The sequence below is a fragment of the Mumia flava genome (assembly GCF_002797495.1).
GTDB lineage: Bacteria > Actinomycetota > Actinomycetes > Propionibacteriales > Nocardioidaceae > Mumia > Mumia flava.
This window is the reverse complement of record NZ_PGEZ01000001.1, coordinates 1,615,926-1,630,334: the sequence shown is the minus strand read 5'-3', so window position 1 is coordinate 1,630,334 and position 14,409 is coordinate 1,615,926. Positions and strand designations below refer to the sequence as shown.

General features: G+C 72.3%; 13 protein-coding genes. 8 read left to right on the top strand and 5 right to left on the bottom strand.

From position 1 onward, the window contains the following. Positions 1–142: 142 nt before the first annotated feature. Positions 143–862, top strand: coding sequence for a hypothetical protein (locus tag CLV56_RS07760; RefSeq protein ID WP_039350557.1), 720 nt, complete (start codon positions 143–145; stop codon positions 860–862). Between the two features lie 94 nt (positions 863–956). Here the strand turns inward: CLV56_RS07760 and CLV56_RS07755 are convergent, their stop codons facing one another. Next, on the bottom strand, positions 957–1,292 hold the full coding sequence (locus CLV56_RS07755) for a WhiB family transcriptional regulator (protein WP_039350560.1): 336 nt from the start codon (positions 1,290–1,292) through the stop codon (positions 957–959). A 199-nt stretch (positions 1,293–1,491) separates the two neighbouring features. Between CLV56_RS07755 and CLV56_RS07750 the strand changes: the two genes are divergently transcribed. Then, positions 1,492–2,445 carry a MerR family transcriptional regulator gene (locus CLV56_RS07750; protein WP_100414636.1) on the top strand — a complete coding sequence of 318 codons (954 nt, stop codon included), beginning with the start codon at positions 1,492–1,494 and terminating at the stop codon, positions 2,443–2,445. Between the two features lie 133 nt (positions 2,446–2,578). Continuing rightward, positions 2,579–4,198, top strand: a complete 1,620-nt coding sequence (locus CLV56_RS07745; protein WP_100414635.1) for a DUF389 domain-containing protein — start codon at positions 2,579–2,581, stop codon at positions 4,196–4,198. A gap of 11 nt (positions 4,199–4,209) precedes the next feature. Here the strand turns inward: CLV56_RS07745 and CLV56_RS07740 are convergent, their stop codons facing one another. From CLV56_RS07740 to CLV56_RS07725, 4 genes are read right to left on the bottom strand one after another with little or no spacing between them, the layout of a single operon-like run. Then, complete coding sequence (locus CLV56_RS07740; RefSeq protein ID WP_039350563.1) at positions 4,210–5,103, bottom strand: acyl-CoA thioesterase; 894 nt, start codon at positions 5,101–5,103, stop codon at positions 4,210–4,212. Then, positions 5,103–5,933 (bottom strand): DUF1295 domain-containing protein, encoded by an 831-nt coding sequence (locus tag CLV56_RS07735; RefSeq protein WP_039350566.1) that lies wholly within the window; start codon positions 5,931–5,933, stop codon positions 5,103–5,105. The genes CLV56_RS07740 and CLV56_RS07735 overlap by 1 nt, the downstream gene beginning before the upstream one ends. A gap of 27 nt (positions 5,934–5,960) precedes the next feature. Beyond that, on the bottom strand, positions 5,961–6,854 hold the full coding sequence (locus CLV56_RS07730) for an SDR family NAD(P)-dependent oxidoreductase (RefSeq protein WP_039350569.1): 894 nt from the start codon (positions 6,852–6,854) through the stop codon (positions 5,961–5,963). Next, positions 6,851–8,062 (bottom strand): acetyl-CoA C-acyltransferase, encoded by a 1,212-nt coding sequence (locus CLV56_RS07725; protein WP_039350571.1) that lies wholly within the window; start codon positions 8,060–8,062, stop codon positions 6,851–6,853. Before CLV56_RS07725 ends, CLV56_RS07730 begins: the two co-directional genes overlap by 4 nt. A gap of 223 nt (positions 8,063–8,285) precedes the next feature. Between CLV56_RS07725 and CLV56_RS07720 the strand changes: the two genes are divergently transcribed. Genes CLV56_RS07720 through CLV56_RS07700 form a run of 5 tightly spaced genes read left to right on the top strand, consistent with a single transcriptional unit; the run spans position 8,286 to position 14,394 of the window. Beyond that, a complete protein-coding gene (locus CLV56_RS07720) occupies positions 8,286–9,515 on the top strand; it encodes an acetyl-CoA acetyltransferase (protein WP_039350575.1) in 1,230 nt (409 codons plus the stop codon). A gap of 41 nt (positions 9,516–9,556) precedes the next feature. Then, positions 9,557–11,074, top strand: a complete 1,518-nt coding sequence (locus CLV56_RS07715; RefSeq protein ID WP_039350577.1) for a carotenoid oxygenase family protein — start codon at positions 9,557–9,559, stop codon at positions 11,072–11,074. 43 nt (positions 11,075–11,117) lie between these two features. Next, a complete protein-coding gene (locus CLV56_RS07710) occupies positions 11,118–12,113 on the top strand; it encodes a winged helix-turn-helix transcriptional regulator (protein WP_039350580.1) in 996 nt (331 codons plus the stop codon). Further along, positions 12,110–13,669 carry a long-chain-fatty-acid--CoA ligase gene (locus tag CLV56_RS07705; RefSeq protein ID WP_039350583.1) on the top strand — a complete coding sequence of 520 codons (1,560 nt, stop codon included), beginning with the start codon at positions 12,110–12,112 and terminating at the stop codon, positions 13,667–13,669. Before CLV56_RS07710 ends, CLV56_RS07705 begins: the two co-directional genes overlap by 4 nt. Then, the gene (locus CLV56_RS07700; protein WP_100414634.1) at positions 13,666–14,394 is read left to right on the top strand and encodes a VOC family protein; all 729 of its coding nucleotides are present in this window, start codon (positions 13,666–13,668) and stop codon (positions 14,392–14,394) included. Before CLV56_RS07705 ends, CLV56_RS07700 begins: the two co-directional genes overlap by 4 nt. Positions 14,395–14,409: the final 15 nt, after the last annotated feature.

Below are 14,409 nucleotides of genomic sequence, written 5' to 3'. Positions count from 1 at the left end.
CGTCGGCCCCGTGCCGAACGCGGGTCCGGCCGGAGCTCGGCGGGACCCGGGTCGAGCGCCGCTGACGTCGCGGTCGATCGGAGCGACCGTGGACCTGCCAGGACCGGCACACCGGTCGTTCGTGCGTTCCGAGGAGGATCCCATGTCCGTTGCAGCCACCCGACCCACCCCGTCCCTCCCGCGCCTGCGCGGTGCCGCCGGACTGGTCGCGGCACTCGCGCTCGTGCTGGCGCTCGTCGCGCCCGCCGGGAGCGCGTCGGCCTCGCCGAACCCGACCGCGCTGCTGCCCGCAGCCGCAAGTCCCACGGTGGCGACGCCCGTCGCGCGAGCGAAGAGCGCACTGGCCGACGCGCGCGCCCAGCTGAAGAAGCGCCGGTACGCGAAGGCGAACGCGTCGCTGAAGCGTGTCCGCGTCAACAGCGGTCGGGCGCACGTGGCAGCGCTCGCCCTGATCGGCAAGCCGCCGACGGACCCGGAGAGCGACGACCCGCCAGGTCCGCCGGCGGTGCTCGCCGCCCTGGGTCTCCAGCGCCGGATCAGCATCGACGCCGCCACGATGTTCGCCGGGATGAAGACTCACCCGAAGGTCGTGCAGGCGCTGCGGGCGACGCTCTACTGGCCCCACCGGCGACGCGACGCGATGATCGCCCGCGTGATCGGGCTGCCGCCCGAGGGTGCCGGCGCCGATTATCCCGACTCGATGGCCGACACCATCGCCGGGTACACGAAGGAGATCGCGACCATCAACAAGGCCCTGACCCGCTACCGGCTGTCGGCAGGCGGTCGTACAGGCCTGCGCAACGCGCTCGCGCGGGTCAAGGCGACGAAGCGGGTCGTCACCGTGGCGTTCGGGGACGAGTAGTCGCGCCGCGCGGGACGCGAGTTCCGCTGGCCTCGGGGTCCGGGTGGACGGCCGTGCGTAACGGCCGCCCACCCGGACCCCGGGACACGGCCCCTCAGGCCGCGGGGGTGTGCTGCGCGGGATCCGCCTCGGTCTCGCCGATGCGGACGACGTCGCGCTGGCCCCGGGCGTAGAGCTGGCGCTCGCGCGGGTTCAGTCCGCCCCACACGCCGTACGGCTCGCGGACCTTGATCGCGTGCTCGAGGCACTGCTGGACGACGGGGCAGCCGGCGCAGAACGTCTTGGCGCGAGCCTCGCGCTCGGCGCGGGCGGCGCCGCGCTCGTCCTCGGGGCTGAAGAACTCCTCGGTGTCGACGCCGCTGCAGGCGGCGTCGAACTGCCACTCGTAGGAGTCCAGGATCGGAGCGGGGAGACGAGAGATGGTGGACATGGTTCCTCCTCTGGGGGGAGTCTCAAATCGCCGACCGTTTCGGCGAGCTCCGGGATGTCCGGTGTCGTGCTGTTCATGAACATAGACGAAAACTTCTTCAACTGTCCAGCCCAAGTGAATAACTTGATACGCTGAGAACCGATGCACGACCAGGACGGTGTCGGCAGCGGGCGCTGCGCGGGCACCGGGAGGGACTCGGATGCCGACCCAGGGGACCACCAGCGTTCGCGACGCAGCGGCGCGTCTGGGGTTGCCGGCGGCGACCCTGCGGACCTGGGAGCGCCGCTACGGTCTCGGACCCTCGGCCCGCAGCGCCGGCGGGCACCGGCGCTACTCCGAGGACGACCTCGCCGTGCTCGGCCTGATGGCTCGCCTCGTGCGCGACGGCATGCAGCCGCGCGACGCAGCGGAGGCGGCGCGCGGCAGCCGTGGGTCGGCCGGGCCGCTGATCATCAGCTCCGGCAAGGACCAGGCGAACGCCGAGCTCGTGGCGGTCCTCCTGGCAGCGGCCCAGCGGCACGACGCCGCGACCCTGCGCCGCCACGTCACCCGGGTGGCCGCCCAGCGCGGGGCCCTGCGCGCATGGGACGAGATCCTGGTGCCGCTGCTGCGCGCGATCGGAGAGCGCTGGCGCGACCCGGACTTCGGGATCGCCGGGGAGCACCTGGCCTCGGAGGTCATCACGTCCGTGCTGCGGACCTGTACGGCCCTGGCGGCCCGCGACCTCGGTGCGGTCCAGGCGGCGCGGTCGCACGAGGTGCTGCTGGCGAGCGCCGAGGAGGAGCAGCACGCGCTGCCCCTCGCCGCGCTCGAGGCGGCCCTGGCCCAGCAACGGATCGGCTGCCGCATGCTGGGCGCTCGGACCCCGGCACGCTCGCTGGTCTCCGAGGTCGCCCGGACCCAGCCGTGCGTGGTCTTCGTCTGGGCGTCGATGCCGTACCGCGACCCGGACGTGCTGCGCGATCTCGTCGACGCGGCGTCCGGGGAGCTGACCGTCCTGCTCGGCGGTCCGGGCTGGGCCCGTACGCCCCGGCCCGACTCGGGCCCGCGGGCCCGGGTGGCGGAGGTGACGGACCTGCCCGGCGCGGTGGAGTCCGTGGCCTCGACGATCGGGGTCGAGCTGCGCGCGGGTGGGTTCAGCGAGGAGCCCTGAACGAGTTCCTCGCACCGGAACTTGTTCAGCCCCACATCGAGACGAACAAGACGGTACGGTTCCGGTGACATCGGTGCCGCCGTCAGGGCTCGCCGGTCCGCGTGACACCGGCGGAGCCGGTGTATAAGAAGGCATGACCTCCGACCCCGACGCGCCGGAGCCGTCCCGGTTGGACCGGGCCCGCGCGGGTCTGGTGGCGAGCACCAACCCCGCGACCGCGTGGGGGTCGATCCTCGTCCTCGCCGGCCTGCTGGTCCTGGGGCTTCCAGCCGTGAGCGTGACGACCATCGAGATCGTGCTCGGGGTCGTCCTCTGCGGCGTCGGCCTGGTGGACGGCGTGTACGCGGCCACGGGCCGGTGGGGCCGCCTGAACCGGTCCCGGTGGCGCGCCGGGCTCCGGGCCCCGTTCGTGCTCGTGACCGGCTTCGTCGTGATCGTGGCACCGGCCGAGGCGACCGTCCTGATCTTCGCGGCGGTCGGGCTGTACATGTTCGTCCGTGGATCCGTCGCGCTCGCCGGCGCGGTGGTCCGCCGCAGGCGCGACCGTCTCCCGGCATCGCTCGTGATGGTCGCCGCGGGACTCCTGTTCTTCTTCGCCTCCACCGTCGTCTCGCAGGGCATCGTGCTGGCCGTCGCGATCGGAGCGACCATCCTCGGTGGGATCCTCCTCGCCTACGGGCTGCGTGCGGGCCTGCACCCGGGACAGATCGACCTCACCGACGCCGGGGTCGTGGAGATGCTCGACGGCTGGGTGCGGGGCGCCGACGTCGGCGACGCCCGCCGCGACGAGCTGGCCGAGACCCTGTACTTCGAGGCCCCGCAGCGTGCGGACAAGCTGACGGCGTGGTGGGTGATGCTGCTGCTCAGTGCGGCGATCGCGACCTTCGCCGTCCTCCAGGACTCCACCGCGGTCGTGATCGGCGCGATGCTGGTCGCGCCGCTGATGGTGCCGATCCTCGGTCTCGCGGGCGCCCTGGTCAACGGGTGGTCGTCGCGGGCCGCGGCCTCGGCCCGGCTGGTCGCGGCGGGCTCCGCCGGCGCGATCGGGATCAGCTTCCTGCTGTCCCGCTGGGCTCCGCCGCTGATCAGTCTCGACGCGAACAGCCAGATCTCGTCGCGCGTCAGCCCGACCCTGACCGATCTGCTGATCGCCGTGGCTGCCGGCGCGGCGGGGGCGTTCGCCACCGTGAACGCGCGGGTCGCGGCGTCGATCGCCGGTGTCGCGATCGCCGTCGCCCTCGTCCCGCCGCTCAGCGTGGTCGGGATCTGCCTCGGCGCCGGACTCGTCGACGAGGCGTTCGGTGCCTTCGTGCTGTTCATGACGAACTTCGTCTCGATCGTCCTCTCGGCCGCCGTCGTGTTCGTGCTCGGCGGCTTCGCGAACCCGGCGGTGCTCCGCCGCCAGGGGCGGCAGGTCCTGCTCACGATCGCCCCGTACGGCGCGCTCGCGATGGTCGTCCTCGTGCCCCTGATCTTCACGTCCGCCGGCATCGTCGCCGACGCGTCCCTGAACCGCGAGGTCGCCGGCGTGGTCGACGACTGGGTCGGAGACCGCAACCTGCGCGTGGTCTCGGTCGACGTGACCGCCGGGGAGGTCACCGTCGAGGTCACCGGCTCCGGCTCCCTGCCGGCCGTCGCGGACCTTCAGGACGCGGTCACCGACACCGCCGGCCGTGAGACGGCAGTCCGGGTGGAGTACACGCCGAGCCGGACGGTGGAGGTCGACGCCGACGGCAGCCTGCGGATCGAGTGAGGAGCCGCGACTCAGGCGGCGGGCGGGCGCCGCCGAACGAGCGCGGCCTGGCTGACCTGGCAGATCGGCGCGCCCGTCGCGCCGAACACCGCCGCGTTGACCAGCGCGCGTCCGGCGTCGGCCATCGGGGTGGTGTGCTCGAACAGCATCCACTCGTCCGCCCGCACGTCACCCTGGAACCACAGGGCGTGATCGAGCGACACCGCCCACCACTGCTCGGCCATCGTGCGCTCGTGCCCGGTGACCGCGCCGTGCGGGGCGACAGCAGTCGCCATCAGCATGAGGTCGCTGGCGTAGGCGAGCGCGGCCCGCTGGCGTACGGGGTCGTCGCCGATCGCGTGGGGTGCGCGCATCCAGATGTTGCGGGCGGCGGTCGCCGAGTGCGGCGGAACGACGTCCTCCTCGACCGGCGCCACCCGGACCTCGATCGCGGTGAAGCCCTCCCAGAACTCGCCGAGGCCACCGTCGGGCTGCGCCAGCACCCGCAGGTCGACGCTGTCCTCCGGTGGCGCGACGGCCGGTGTCGTACGGGCGTGGTCGATCCCGTCGGCAGGCGCGCTGGACGCGACCGCGGTCCGGCAGACCAGCCGGCCGTCCTGGTGCGCGCGCACCTCGTGCACGCACGAGCGGCCGCCCTCGCGCAGCACCTCGACGTCGAGGTGGACCGGCGAGCCTGTCGTCCCCGGACGCAGGAAGGACGTGTGGGTCGAGTGGACGACCGTCTCCGGCCCGGCGCAGTGCCCGGCCGCGACGATCGACTGCCCGACGAGCTGCCCGCCGAAGAGCTGGGGCAGCGGGACGACGTCGCTGGCGCCGACCCACCGGCGCGTGCCGGTCTGCTCGAGCGTGAACAGCCGGTTCAGGGGCCCCTCCGTGAGCAGCGGGCCGGTGAGCGTTCCCGCCATCACGACTCCGAGGCCAGCGCGTCGCGTCGCCGCGGTGGTCGCGGGAAGAACCCGCTGGTCCGCGCGACGTACTCGTCGTACGCCGCGCCCTTGCTGCGCCGCATGCCCTTCTCCAGCAGCGCCTTGCCGCTGTAGCTCACGAGCAGCTTCGTCATGACGATCGGCGAGACCACCGCGACGATGCCGATCGGGTGGCCGAGAGCGAGCATCCACAGGCCGAACCACACGCACGCGTCGCCGAAGTAGTTCGGGTGGCGCGTCCAGGCCCACAGGCCGCGGTCCATGATCCGGCCGGCGTTCGCCGGGTCGGCCTTGAACCGCGCGAGCTGCCAGTCGCCGATCGCCTCGAAGGAGAAGCCGACGAGCCACAGCGCGATGCCGAGCGCGCCGAGCAGGCCGATCGACGCGTCCTCGTACATCGCGACCTGGACCGGCAGGGAGATGAACCAGAGCAGCACGCCCTGCAGGCCGTAGATCTTGCGGATCAGGAAGCCGACGAGCGAGCCGGTCTGGTGCCGCATCAGCGCCGTGTAGCGCTTGTCCTCGCCGTGGCCGCGGTTGCGGTTGCCGATGTAGATCCCGAGGCGCAGGCCCCAGACCGCCGTCAGGGCGAGCACGACGAGTCGGCGGGCGTCGTCGCCGTCCGAGGAGGCCGAGGCCAGGTAGGAGACCACGGCGACGACGACGAAGCCCGGACCCCAGACGATGTCGATGATCGACTGGTTCTTGATCCGGATGGCCGTGGCCATGACGAGGCCCATCAGCACGACGACGGCGACGGCGCTGAGGAGCAGGTTCAGGGCGAGGTCGGCCCAGGGAAAGTCGGACATGATGCGTCTTCTTCGCTCTCTGTCGGCTCAGACGAGGTCGGCGGCGAAGCCCTGGAAGGCTTCCTGCGCCTCGCGGTACGTGTGGGACTCGCCGGCACGGGACTGCGCGACCAGCTCCTCGAGCGCCGCCGGTGTCAGCGGACCGTCGGGGAGCAGGACGGTGCCGCGCTCCACGGAGTCGGCGACCCGCAGACCACCGGCCCCGGCGACGAGGACCTGGCCGTTCAGCGTCGAGCGCGGATCGAGGAGGGCCGACGCGATCGGCGCCACCGACTCCGACGTCATCGTCTTCGCGTAGCGCGGGTCCATCCCGGCCTCGGTCATCTGCGTGGTGGCGTACGGCAGCAGCACGTTCGTGTGGACGCCGCGTCGCTCGCCCTCGACCGCGGCGGTGCGGCCGAGCGCGATCACCGCACCCTTGGACGCCGCGTACGCGGAGACCGTCGGCTCTCCGTGCAGGCCCGCTGTAGACGCGACGAGCAGGATCCGGCCGCGCCGTGCCTCCCGCATCGCCCGGAGCGCTGCCGAGGCGACGAGCGCGGTGCCGGTGACGTTGACGTCGAGCACCGCCGCGAGGTTCTCGGGTGTGGTGCTGTGGAACATCTGCGGGCTGCTGATCCCGGCGCTCGTGATGCAGGCGTCGAGCCGGCCGAAGCGTTCGAGCGCGGTCTCGACGAGCCGGGTGGCGGTCGCGGGATCCTCGACGGCGCCGTGGTCGGCCACGGCCGTGCCGCCGGCGGCCTCGATCTCGGCGGCGACGTGGTCCGCCGGGCCGCGGCCGTGCTCGTCGACCTCGCGGTTGCGGTTGTTGACGACGACGGTGGCGCCCAGGCTCGCCAGGTGGAGCGCGAAGGCGCGGCCGAGGCCCTTCCCTCCGCCGGTGACGACGGCGACCTGGTCCTGCATCGGTCGGGTGCTCATGCTGCGATCCTCTCCACCAGGACGGCGACTCCGAGGCCGGCGGCCCCGCTGACTGCGGCGACGCCGTAGCGGCCGTCGCGACGCTCGAGCTCTTCCACGCAGCTGCCGACGAGGATGGCGCCGGTCGCGCCGAAGGCGTGCCCCATCGCCATCGTCCCGCCGTTCGGGTTCATCCGCTCCGGACCCGCGTCGAGGTCCCGGCGGAAGCGCAGGCACAGCGCCGAGAACGCCTCCGCGAACTCGAACACGTCGATGTCCGCGGGACGCAGCCCGGCGCGGGCGATCACCGTCTCGACCGCGGACTGGCCGGCGGTGAGCATGAGGACCGGGTTGACCGACGTGGTCGCCGCACCGAGGACGCGGGCACGCGGCCGCAGCCCGGCCCGCTCGGCGGCGTCGGCGTCGCCGAGCAGCAGCAGCGCGGCGCCGTCGGCCATCGCCGGTGACGTGCCGACCGTGTGCAGGTGCTCGATCCGGTCGACGACCGGGTAGGCGCCGAGCGCGATCGCGTCCTGGCCCTGCCCGCCCAGCTCGGCGAAGGCCGGGGGCAGCCCGGCCAGCGTCTCCGCGGTCGTGCCGGCGCGGACGAGCTCGTCGTGGTCGAGGCCCGGGCTGGACTCGCTCGGCGGAACCGGCACCAGCGATCCGCCGAACACTCCGGCGGCGTGTGCCGCGGCGGCCTTCTGCTGGGTCTCGAGCCCGTACGCGTCGAGCTCCTCGCGGGTGAAGCCCTCCAGCGTCGCGTTGAGGTCGGCGGCGATGCCCATGTGGACGGACCCGATCTGCGCGACCGTCGCCGGGTCGCTCCACAGCGGCCCGCGGTCGACGAACATCGGCACGCGTGACACGCTCTCGACGCCGCCCGCGACGCCCAGACGCAGGTCGCCGGCGCGCAGCCGAGCGGCGGTCTGGCCGACCGCGTCGACGCCGGACGCGCAGAACCGGTTCGTCGTCGCTCCGGCCACGTCGTCGCCCCATCCCGCCAGGAGGGCGGCCGTCCGGGCGATGTTGCCGCCCTGCTCGTCGACCTGCGAGGCGCACCCGAGGGTGACGTCCTCGACCGTCGACGGATCCAGGCCGGTCCGCTCGACGAGCGCCTGCTGGAGGTGCACGACGAGGTCGATCGGCGTGCGGGAGTGCAGCGACCCCTTCGGGGACGCCTTCCCGCGTGGCGTTCTGACGTAGTCCAGGACGAGGGCCTCGGGCATCGGTGCTCCTTGGTCGCGACCACGGAAATGTGATCGGTGTCGCTTCAACTGGTGGAGATACTCTTTTAGTTGTAGTACGGTGAGCACGTTGTTGGCAAGCGAAACAGTGTTGGCAAGCGAACCCGCAGGGGCGAGCGAACCGCCGTGACGAGCGAAACCGCGACGCGATCCGGATGCCCGCGGCGCGACCGGGCGACAGACTGACCTGAGAAGGGGATGCGAGATGAGCGAGACGAACATCTGGGTGCTCGGCGGCTACCAGAGCGACTACGCCCGCAACTTCACTCGCGAGGGCCTCGACTTCGCCGACCTCACCCGCGAGGTCGTCGAAGGGGCGCTGAGCAGCGCCCGCGTCGACGGCACCGCGATCGGGGTCGTCCACGTCGCGAACGCGTTCGGGCAGCTCTTCACCCACCAGGGCCAGCTCGGCGCGATGCCGGCCACGGTCCACGAGGACCTCTGGGGGACGCCGTCGTCGCGGCACGAGGCCGCCTGTGCGTCCGGAAGCATCGCAGCGGTGTCCGCGATGGCCGACCTGCGCGCCGGCTCGTACGACTCGGCGCTCGTCCTCGGCGTGGAGCTGGAGAAGACCGTGCCCGGCGACGAGGCCGCCCGCCACCTCGGTGCCGCCGCGTGGACGGGCCACGAGGGTGGGGACGCGCGCTTCATGTGGCCGTACATGTTCAGCCTCGTCGCCGACGAGTACGAGCGTCGCTACGGGCTCGACGAGGCCCACCTGCGGGCGATCTCCGAGCTCAACTTCGCCAACGCGCGCCGCAACCCGAACGCCCAGACCCGCGGTTGGGACGTGCCCGATCTGGTCGCCAACGTCGGCCGCGACGACGAGACCAACCCGGTCGTCGACGGTCGCGTCCGCCGGTTCGACTGCTCCCAGGTCACCGACGGCGGTGCAGGCGTGGTCCTGGTCAACGACGCCTACCTGCGCGACCACCCGGACGCCCGTCCGATCGCCCGGATCGAGGGCTGGGGGCACCGTACGGTCGGGCTCGGCCTGGAGCGCAAGCTCGAGGTCTCCGCCGACCAGCCGTACGTCCTGCCGCACGTCCGTCAGGCCGTGCTCGACGCCTTCGGCCGCGCGCGGATCACGCTCGAGGACCTCGACGGGCTCGAGACCCACGACTGCTTCACGCCGAGCGAGTACCTCGCGATCGACCACATCGGCCTGACCGGGCCCGGCGAGTCGTGGAAGGCGATCGAGAACGGCGAGATCGCGCCCGGCGGCGTGCTCCCGATCAACCCCAGCGGCGGGCTGATCGGCGGTGGCCACCCGGTCGGCGCGACCGGAGTGCGGATGCTGCTCGACGCGTCGAAGCAGGTCAGCGGCGACGCCGGCGACTACCAGGTCGACGGGGCCTCCCGTTTCGCGACCCTCAACTTCGGCGGCAGCACGGCGACGACGCTCAGCTTCGTCGTCGGCGCGGTCCCCGCCTGATCCCCGGCCGCGCAGCCACGACGAGACGCATAAGGAGAACCATGGACATCGAGATCGTCGGGCGGATGCTGTCGACGCTGCCGAGCGACGACGAGCACCCGTACCGGACCGGGCCCTGGCAGCCCCAGACGACGGAGTGGGTGGCCGACGACCTCGAGGTCGTCGAGGGTGAGATCCCGCGCGACCTCGACGGTGTCTACCTGCGCAACACCGAGAACCCGCTGCATCCGTCGCTGAAGAACTACCACCCGTTCGACGGGGACGGGATGATCCATGTCGTCGGCTTCCGCGACGGCACGGCGTTCTACCGCAACCGGTTCATCCGCACCGACGGCCTCCTGGCCGAGGCGGAGGCCGGCGGTCCGCTGTGGGCCGGTCTCGCCGAGGCGCCGGGGATCGCGCTGCGCGAGGACGGGTGGGGCGCGCGCACGCGGATGAAGGACGCCTCCAGCACCGACGTCGTCGTCCACCGCGGCCAGGCGCTCACGAGCTTCTACCAGTGCGGCGATCTCTACCGCGTGGACCCGTTCACCGCGCAGACGATGGGCAAGGAGAGCTGGAAGGGCCGCTTCCCGTTCGACTGGGGCGTCTCGGCGCACCCGAAGGTCGACGACCGGACCGGCGAGATGCTGTTCTTCAACTACAGCAAGGAGGCGCCGTACATGCACTACGGCGTCGTCGACGAGTCCAACGACCTCGTCCACTACGTCGACGTCCCCCTGGCCGGTCCGCGCCTGCCGCACGACATGGCGTTCACCGAGAACTACGCCATCCTCAACGACTTCCCGCTGTTCTGGGATCCCGAGGCGCTCAAGCACGACGCGCACATCGCCCGCTGGCACCGCGACATGCCGTCGCGGTTCGCGGTGATCCCGCGCCGAGGGCAGTCCTCGGACATCCGCTGGTTCGAGGCCGAGTCGACGTACGTGCTGCACTTCGTCAACGCCTACGAGGACGGGGACGAGATCGTCCTCGACGGGTTCTTCCAGGGCGATCCCGAGCCGGCCGACAACGGGATGGGCAACAGGTGGCAGCGGGCGTTCCGTTTCCTGGCGCTCGACCGGATGCAGTCGCGGCTGCACCGCTGGCGGCTCAACCTCGTGACCGGGCTGGTCAAGGAGGAGCAGCTGTCGGACAGCATCACCGAGTTCGGGATGATGAACGGCGCCTACTACGGCGGCGAGTACCGCTACGCGTACGCCGCGACCGGCAAGCCGTCGTGGTTCCTCTTCGACGGGCTGGTCAAGCACGACCTCCGCGACGGGACCGAGGAGCGGTTCACCTTCGAGGACGGCGTGTACGGCAGCGAGACCGCGATGGCGCCGCGCGTCGGCAGCACCGGTGAGGACGACGGCTACCTCGTCACGCTCACGACGGACATGAACGCGGACGCCTCGTACTGCCTGGTCTTCGACGCGGCGCGGGTCGGTGACGGGCCGGTGTGCAAGCTGCGGCTGCCCGAGCGGATCTCCAGCGGCACCCACTCCACGTGGGCTCCGGGCGAGGAGCTGCGGCGCTGGCAGACTGCGGAGTCGGCCGCGGACGCGGTCGGGCTCTGAGCGCGCGCGACGCCCGAGCCGTCACGACAACGAGGAGACCCGGATGGTCGACCCCACGTCCGAGCAGGACGCCCCGACCCGCCTGGAGGCCGGCGGGACGAACGCCATCGGCCGGATGCTCGGCGTCCTCGGTGACGAGTGGACGCTGCTGGTCCTGCAGCAGGCGCTGACGGGCGTCAGCCGGTACGCCCAGTTCCGCGCGAACCTGCCGATCTCCAACTCGGTGCTGACCGCGCGCCTGCAGCGGCTGAGTGACGAGGGGATGCTCGAGCGGCACGTCTACCAGACCAACCCGCTGCGCGCGGAGTACCGGATCACGCCGCGCAGCCGCGCGCTGTGGCCGGTGATGCTGTCGATCTGGGAGTGGGAGCGGCACTGGGTCGCCGACCGTGCCGACGACCTGCCGGTGATGCACCACGACACCTGCGGGCACGACTTCGCGCCGCTGATGTGCTGCCGTGCCTGCGGCAAGTCGGTCTCGGCCCGCGACGTGGCGGCCGCGTGGGGACCGAGCGGCACCTGGGAACGGTCCGTGCCCGCGGGTGCGACCCGGCGCCGGTCGGACTCCGACGGAGCGCACGGCCAGGCCGGGCTCTTCCCCGACACGATGACGATCTTCGGCAACCGGTGGGCGTCGGCCCTGATGGGGGCGGCGTTCCGCGGCCTGACGCGGTTCAGCGACTTCGCGTCCGCCCTGGGCGCACCGCCGACCCTGGTCGCGGACCGGCTCAAGGCGTTCTGCGCGCTCGGGGTCCTCGAGGCGACGGAGAACCCCACGCGGTCCGACTGGGTCGAGTACCACCTGACCGAGAAGGGGCGCGCGTTCTTCCCGGTCGTGGTGGCGAGTCTCCAGTGGTCCGAGCACTGGTTCGTCGCGCCCGAGGGGCCGGCGCTCGTGCTCAGCCACCGGTCGTGCGGCGCCGAGCTCGTCGCCACCTTCACGTGCGACCAGTGCCGCGAGCCGCTGGCCGGGCACGACATCAGCATCCGACCCTCGGCCGAGGGCGGCGATCTGCCTCGAGGAGGAGCAGAGACATGACGACACGCACCACGCTGGCCGACATCGTGCGGGACACCGCGAAGGCCACCCCCGACGCGCCCGCGATCGTCGGCGAAGGACGCTCGGTGACCCACGGTGAGCTGTCGGCGCGGTCCGACGCGCTGGCCGCCGGGCTCGTGGCGAGCGGGCTGCAGGTCGGGGACCGGGTCGCCTACCTGGCCCGGAACGCGACCGAGTACTGGGAGCTGTTCTTCGCGGCCGCCAAGGCCGGCGTGGTGATCGTGCCGCTGAACTTCCGACTGTCGGCCGACGAGGTCGCCTGGATCCTCGGGGACGCCGAGCCCGCCGCGATCCTCGCCGAGGACCATCTCGCGCACCTCGTGCCCGACGACTTCGCGGGCCCCCGGCTGGTCTTCTCGCAGGACGGCGAGCCGCAGGTCGGCGCCGGCTGGCAGGCGTACGAGGCGTGGCTGGCGCAGATGCCGACGGCCGACCCGCACCGCGAGGTCACCGGCGACGGGCTGTTCTGCCTGATGTACTCGTCGGGCACCACCGGCCGGCCGAAGGGCGTGACGACCACGGTCGCCGGGTTCCTGTGGGCGGTCGAGGCGTTCGGGGCGCAGTTCGACGTGTCGCCGAGCTCGGTCAGCCTCGTGCCCACGCCGTACTACCACATCGCCGCGGGCGGCTGGTCGCTCATCGCGCTGGCGGCCGGTGGCCGGATCGTGCAGTTCACCGAGGTCACGCCGCAGAACATGCTCGGTCTCATGGTCGGCCACCGCGCGACCCACGTGATCATGGTCCCGACCGTGATGCAGCTGTTCATCACGAACCCGCAGGCCGCCGCTGCGGACTACTCGAGCGTCGAGTGGGTCGTGTACGGCGGTTCGCCGATCTCCGAGACCGTGATGGTGGGCGCGAAGGAGGTCTTCGGCGCCGAGCTCGCGCAGAGCTACGGGCTGACCGAGACCATCGGCGTCACGACGATCCTCGGCGCCGACGACCACGTCGTCGGATCCGGGCGGCTGCGGTCGGCCGGGCGAGCCGTCCCCGGTGTCGAGGTGGCGATCTTCGATCCCGAGACCGGCCAGGAGTGCCCGACCGGCGAGGTCGGCGAGGTCGTCACCCGCGGTCCCGGCGTCACGAAGGAGTACTGGCGGCGACCCGAGGAGACCGCCGCGTCGTTCTGGCCCGGCGGCTGGTTCCGTACGGGGGACGCCGGCTACGCCGACGAGGACGGGTACGTCTTCCTCAAGGACCGGATCAAGGACCTCCTGATGTCGGGCGGGGAGAACATCTACCCGGCCGAGGTCGAGAACGCGATCATGGCGCACCCGGCGGTGCAGGAGGTCGCGGTGATCGGCGTGCCGTCCGAGCGCTGGGGCGAGACCCCGCACGCGGTCGTGGTGGCGAAGCAGGGCGAGACGATCGACGGTGACGAGCTGATCGCGTTCACCCGCGAGCGGCTCGCGCACTACAAGTGCCCGACTTCGGTCGAGGTGATCGACGCCCTTCCCCGGAACCCCTCCGGGAAGATCCTGAAGCGCGAGCTCCGCGCCCCGTGGTGGGCCGGGCACGAGAGGAGCATCGGATGACGTACGACGAGGACCGCTGGGCGATCCTGCGCCAGACCGTGATCGGGGCCGCCGACCTGGCGACGACGAGCAAGGAGCTGCGGGACGCCTTCGGGCTGTCCGACGGGTTCGCCGACCCCATCCTCGAGGACGTGGGTCTGGCCGACGAGACGATCCGCGTCGGGTCGCAGACCCACCTCGAGATCGTCGCGCCCCTGCACGACCGGACGTCGATCGCGCAGTGGATCGCGAAGGGCGGCGGTGGCGGCGGTTACGCGCTGTCGATCCAGGTCCCCGACATCGCGCCCCTGCTCGCGAACGCGACCGCGCTGGGCGTACGGACGGTCGCGGACCAGGAGGTGTACGGCCACCGGATCGTGCAGCTCCACCCCAAGGACATGGGGCTGCTCGTCGAGCTGGACGAGATCGCGGACCCGGGCGTGTGGTTCTGGGACGACATCACGACCGAGACGCCGGCCGACCCGGTGATCGACGACGTGGTCGCGGTCGAGGTCGCCTCGGCCGACCCGTCCGCGCAGGCGGCGCGGTGGGCGGAGGTGTTCGGGACCGAGGTCGGCGACGCCGGTGGCGTGCCGTCGATCCGCCTGGGCGAGCGTACGGTGCGGTTCGTGGCCGGCGAGCGGCCGATGCTGGTCGGCATCGACGTCCGGCTCACGCCCGCGCACGCGGACGCGGCCGGTGAGGTCACGATCTCGGGAGTGCGGTTCCGCCTGCTGGCGGCCTGACGCAACAGTGCCGAA

Excerpts from the sequence above, each read along its gene's own strand:
- CLV56_RS07760 (WP_039350557.1), top strand. The coding sequence starts at position 143 with ATGTCCGTTGCAGCCACCCGACCCACCCCGTCCCTCCCGCGCCTGCGC.
- CLV56_RS07755 (WP_039350560.1), bottom strand. The coding sequence starts at position 1,292 with ATGTCCACCATCTCTCGTCTCCCCGCTCCGATCCTGGACTCCTACGAG.
- CLV56_RS07750 (WP_100414636.1), top strand. The coding sequence starts at position 1,492 with ATGCCGACCCAGGGGACCACCAGCGTTCGCGACGCAGCGGCGCGTCTG.
- CLV56_RS07745 (WP_100414635.1), top strand. The coding sequence starts at position 2,579 with ATGACCTCCGACCCCGACGCGCCGGAGCCGTCCCGGTTGGACCGGGCC.
- CLV56_RS07740 (WP_039350563.1), bottom strand. The coding sequence starts at position 5,103 with ATGGCGGGAACGCTCACCGGCCCGCTGCTCACGGAGGGGCCCCTGAAC.
- CLV56_RS07735 (WP_039350566.1), bottom strand. The coding sequence starts at position 5,933 with ATGTCCGACTTTCCCTGGGCCGACCTCGCCCTGAACCTGCTCCTCAGC.
- CLV56_RS07730 (WP_039350569.1), bottom strand. The coding sequence starts at position 6,854 with ATGAGCACCCGACCGATGCAGGACCAGGTCGCCGTCGTCACCGGCGGA.
- CLV56_RS07725 (WP_039350571.1), bottom strand. The coding sequence starts at position 8,062 with ATGCCCGAGGCCCTCGTCCTGGACTACGTCAGAACGCCACGCGGGAAG.
- CLV56_RS07720 (WP_039350575.1), top strand. The coding sequence starts at position 8,286 with ATGAGCGAGACGAACATCTGGGTGCTCGGCGGCTACCAGAGCGACTAC.
- CLV56_RS07715 (WP_039350577.1), top strand. The coding sequence starts at position 9,557 with ATGGACATCGAGATCGTCGGGCGGATGCTGTCGACGCTGCCGAGCGAC.
- CLV56_RS07710 (WP_039350580.1), top strand. The coding sequence starts at position 11,118 with ATGGTCGACCCCACGTCCGAGCAGGACGCCCCGACCCGCCTGGAGGCC.
- CLV56_RS07705 (WP_039350583.1), top strand. The coding sequence starts at position 12,110 with ATGACGACACGCACCACGCTGGCCGACATCGTGCGGGACACCGCGAAG.
- CLV56_RS07700 (WP_100414634.1), top strand. The coding sequence starts at position 13,666 with ATGACGTACGACGAGGACCGCTGGGCGATCCTGCGCCAGACCGTGATC.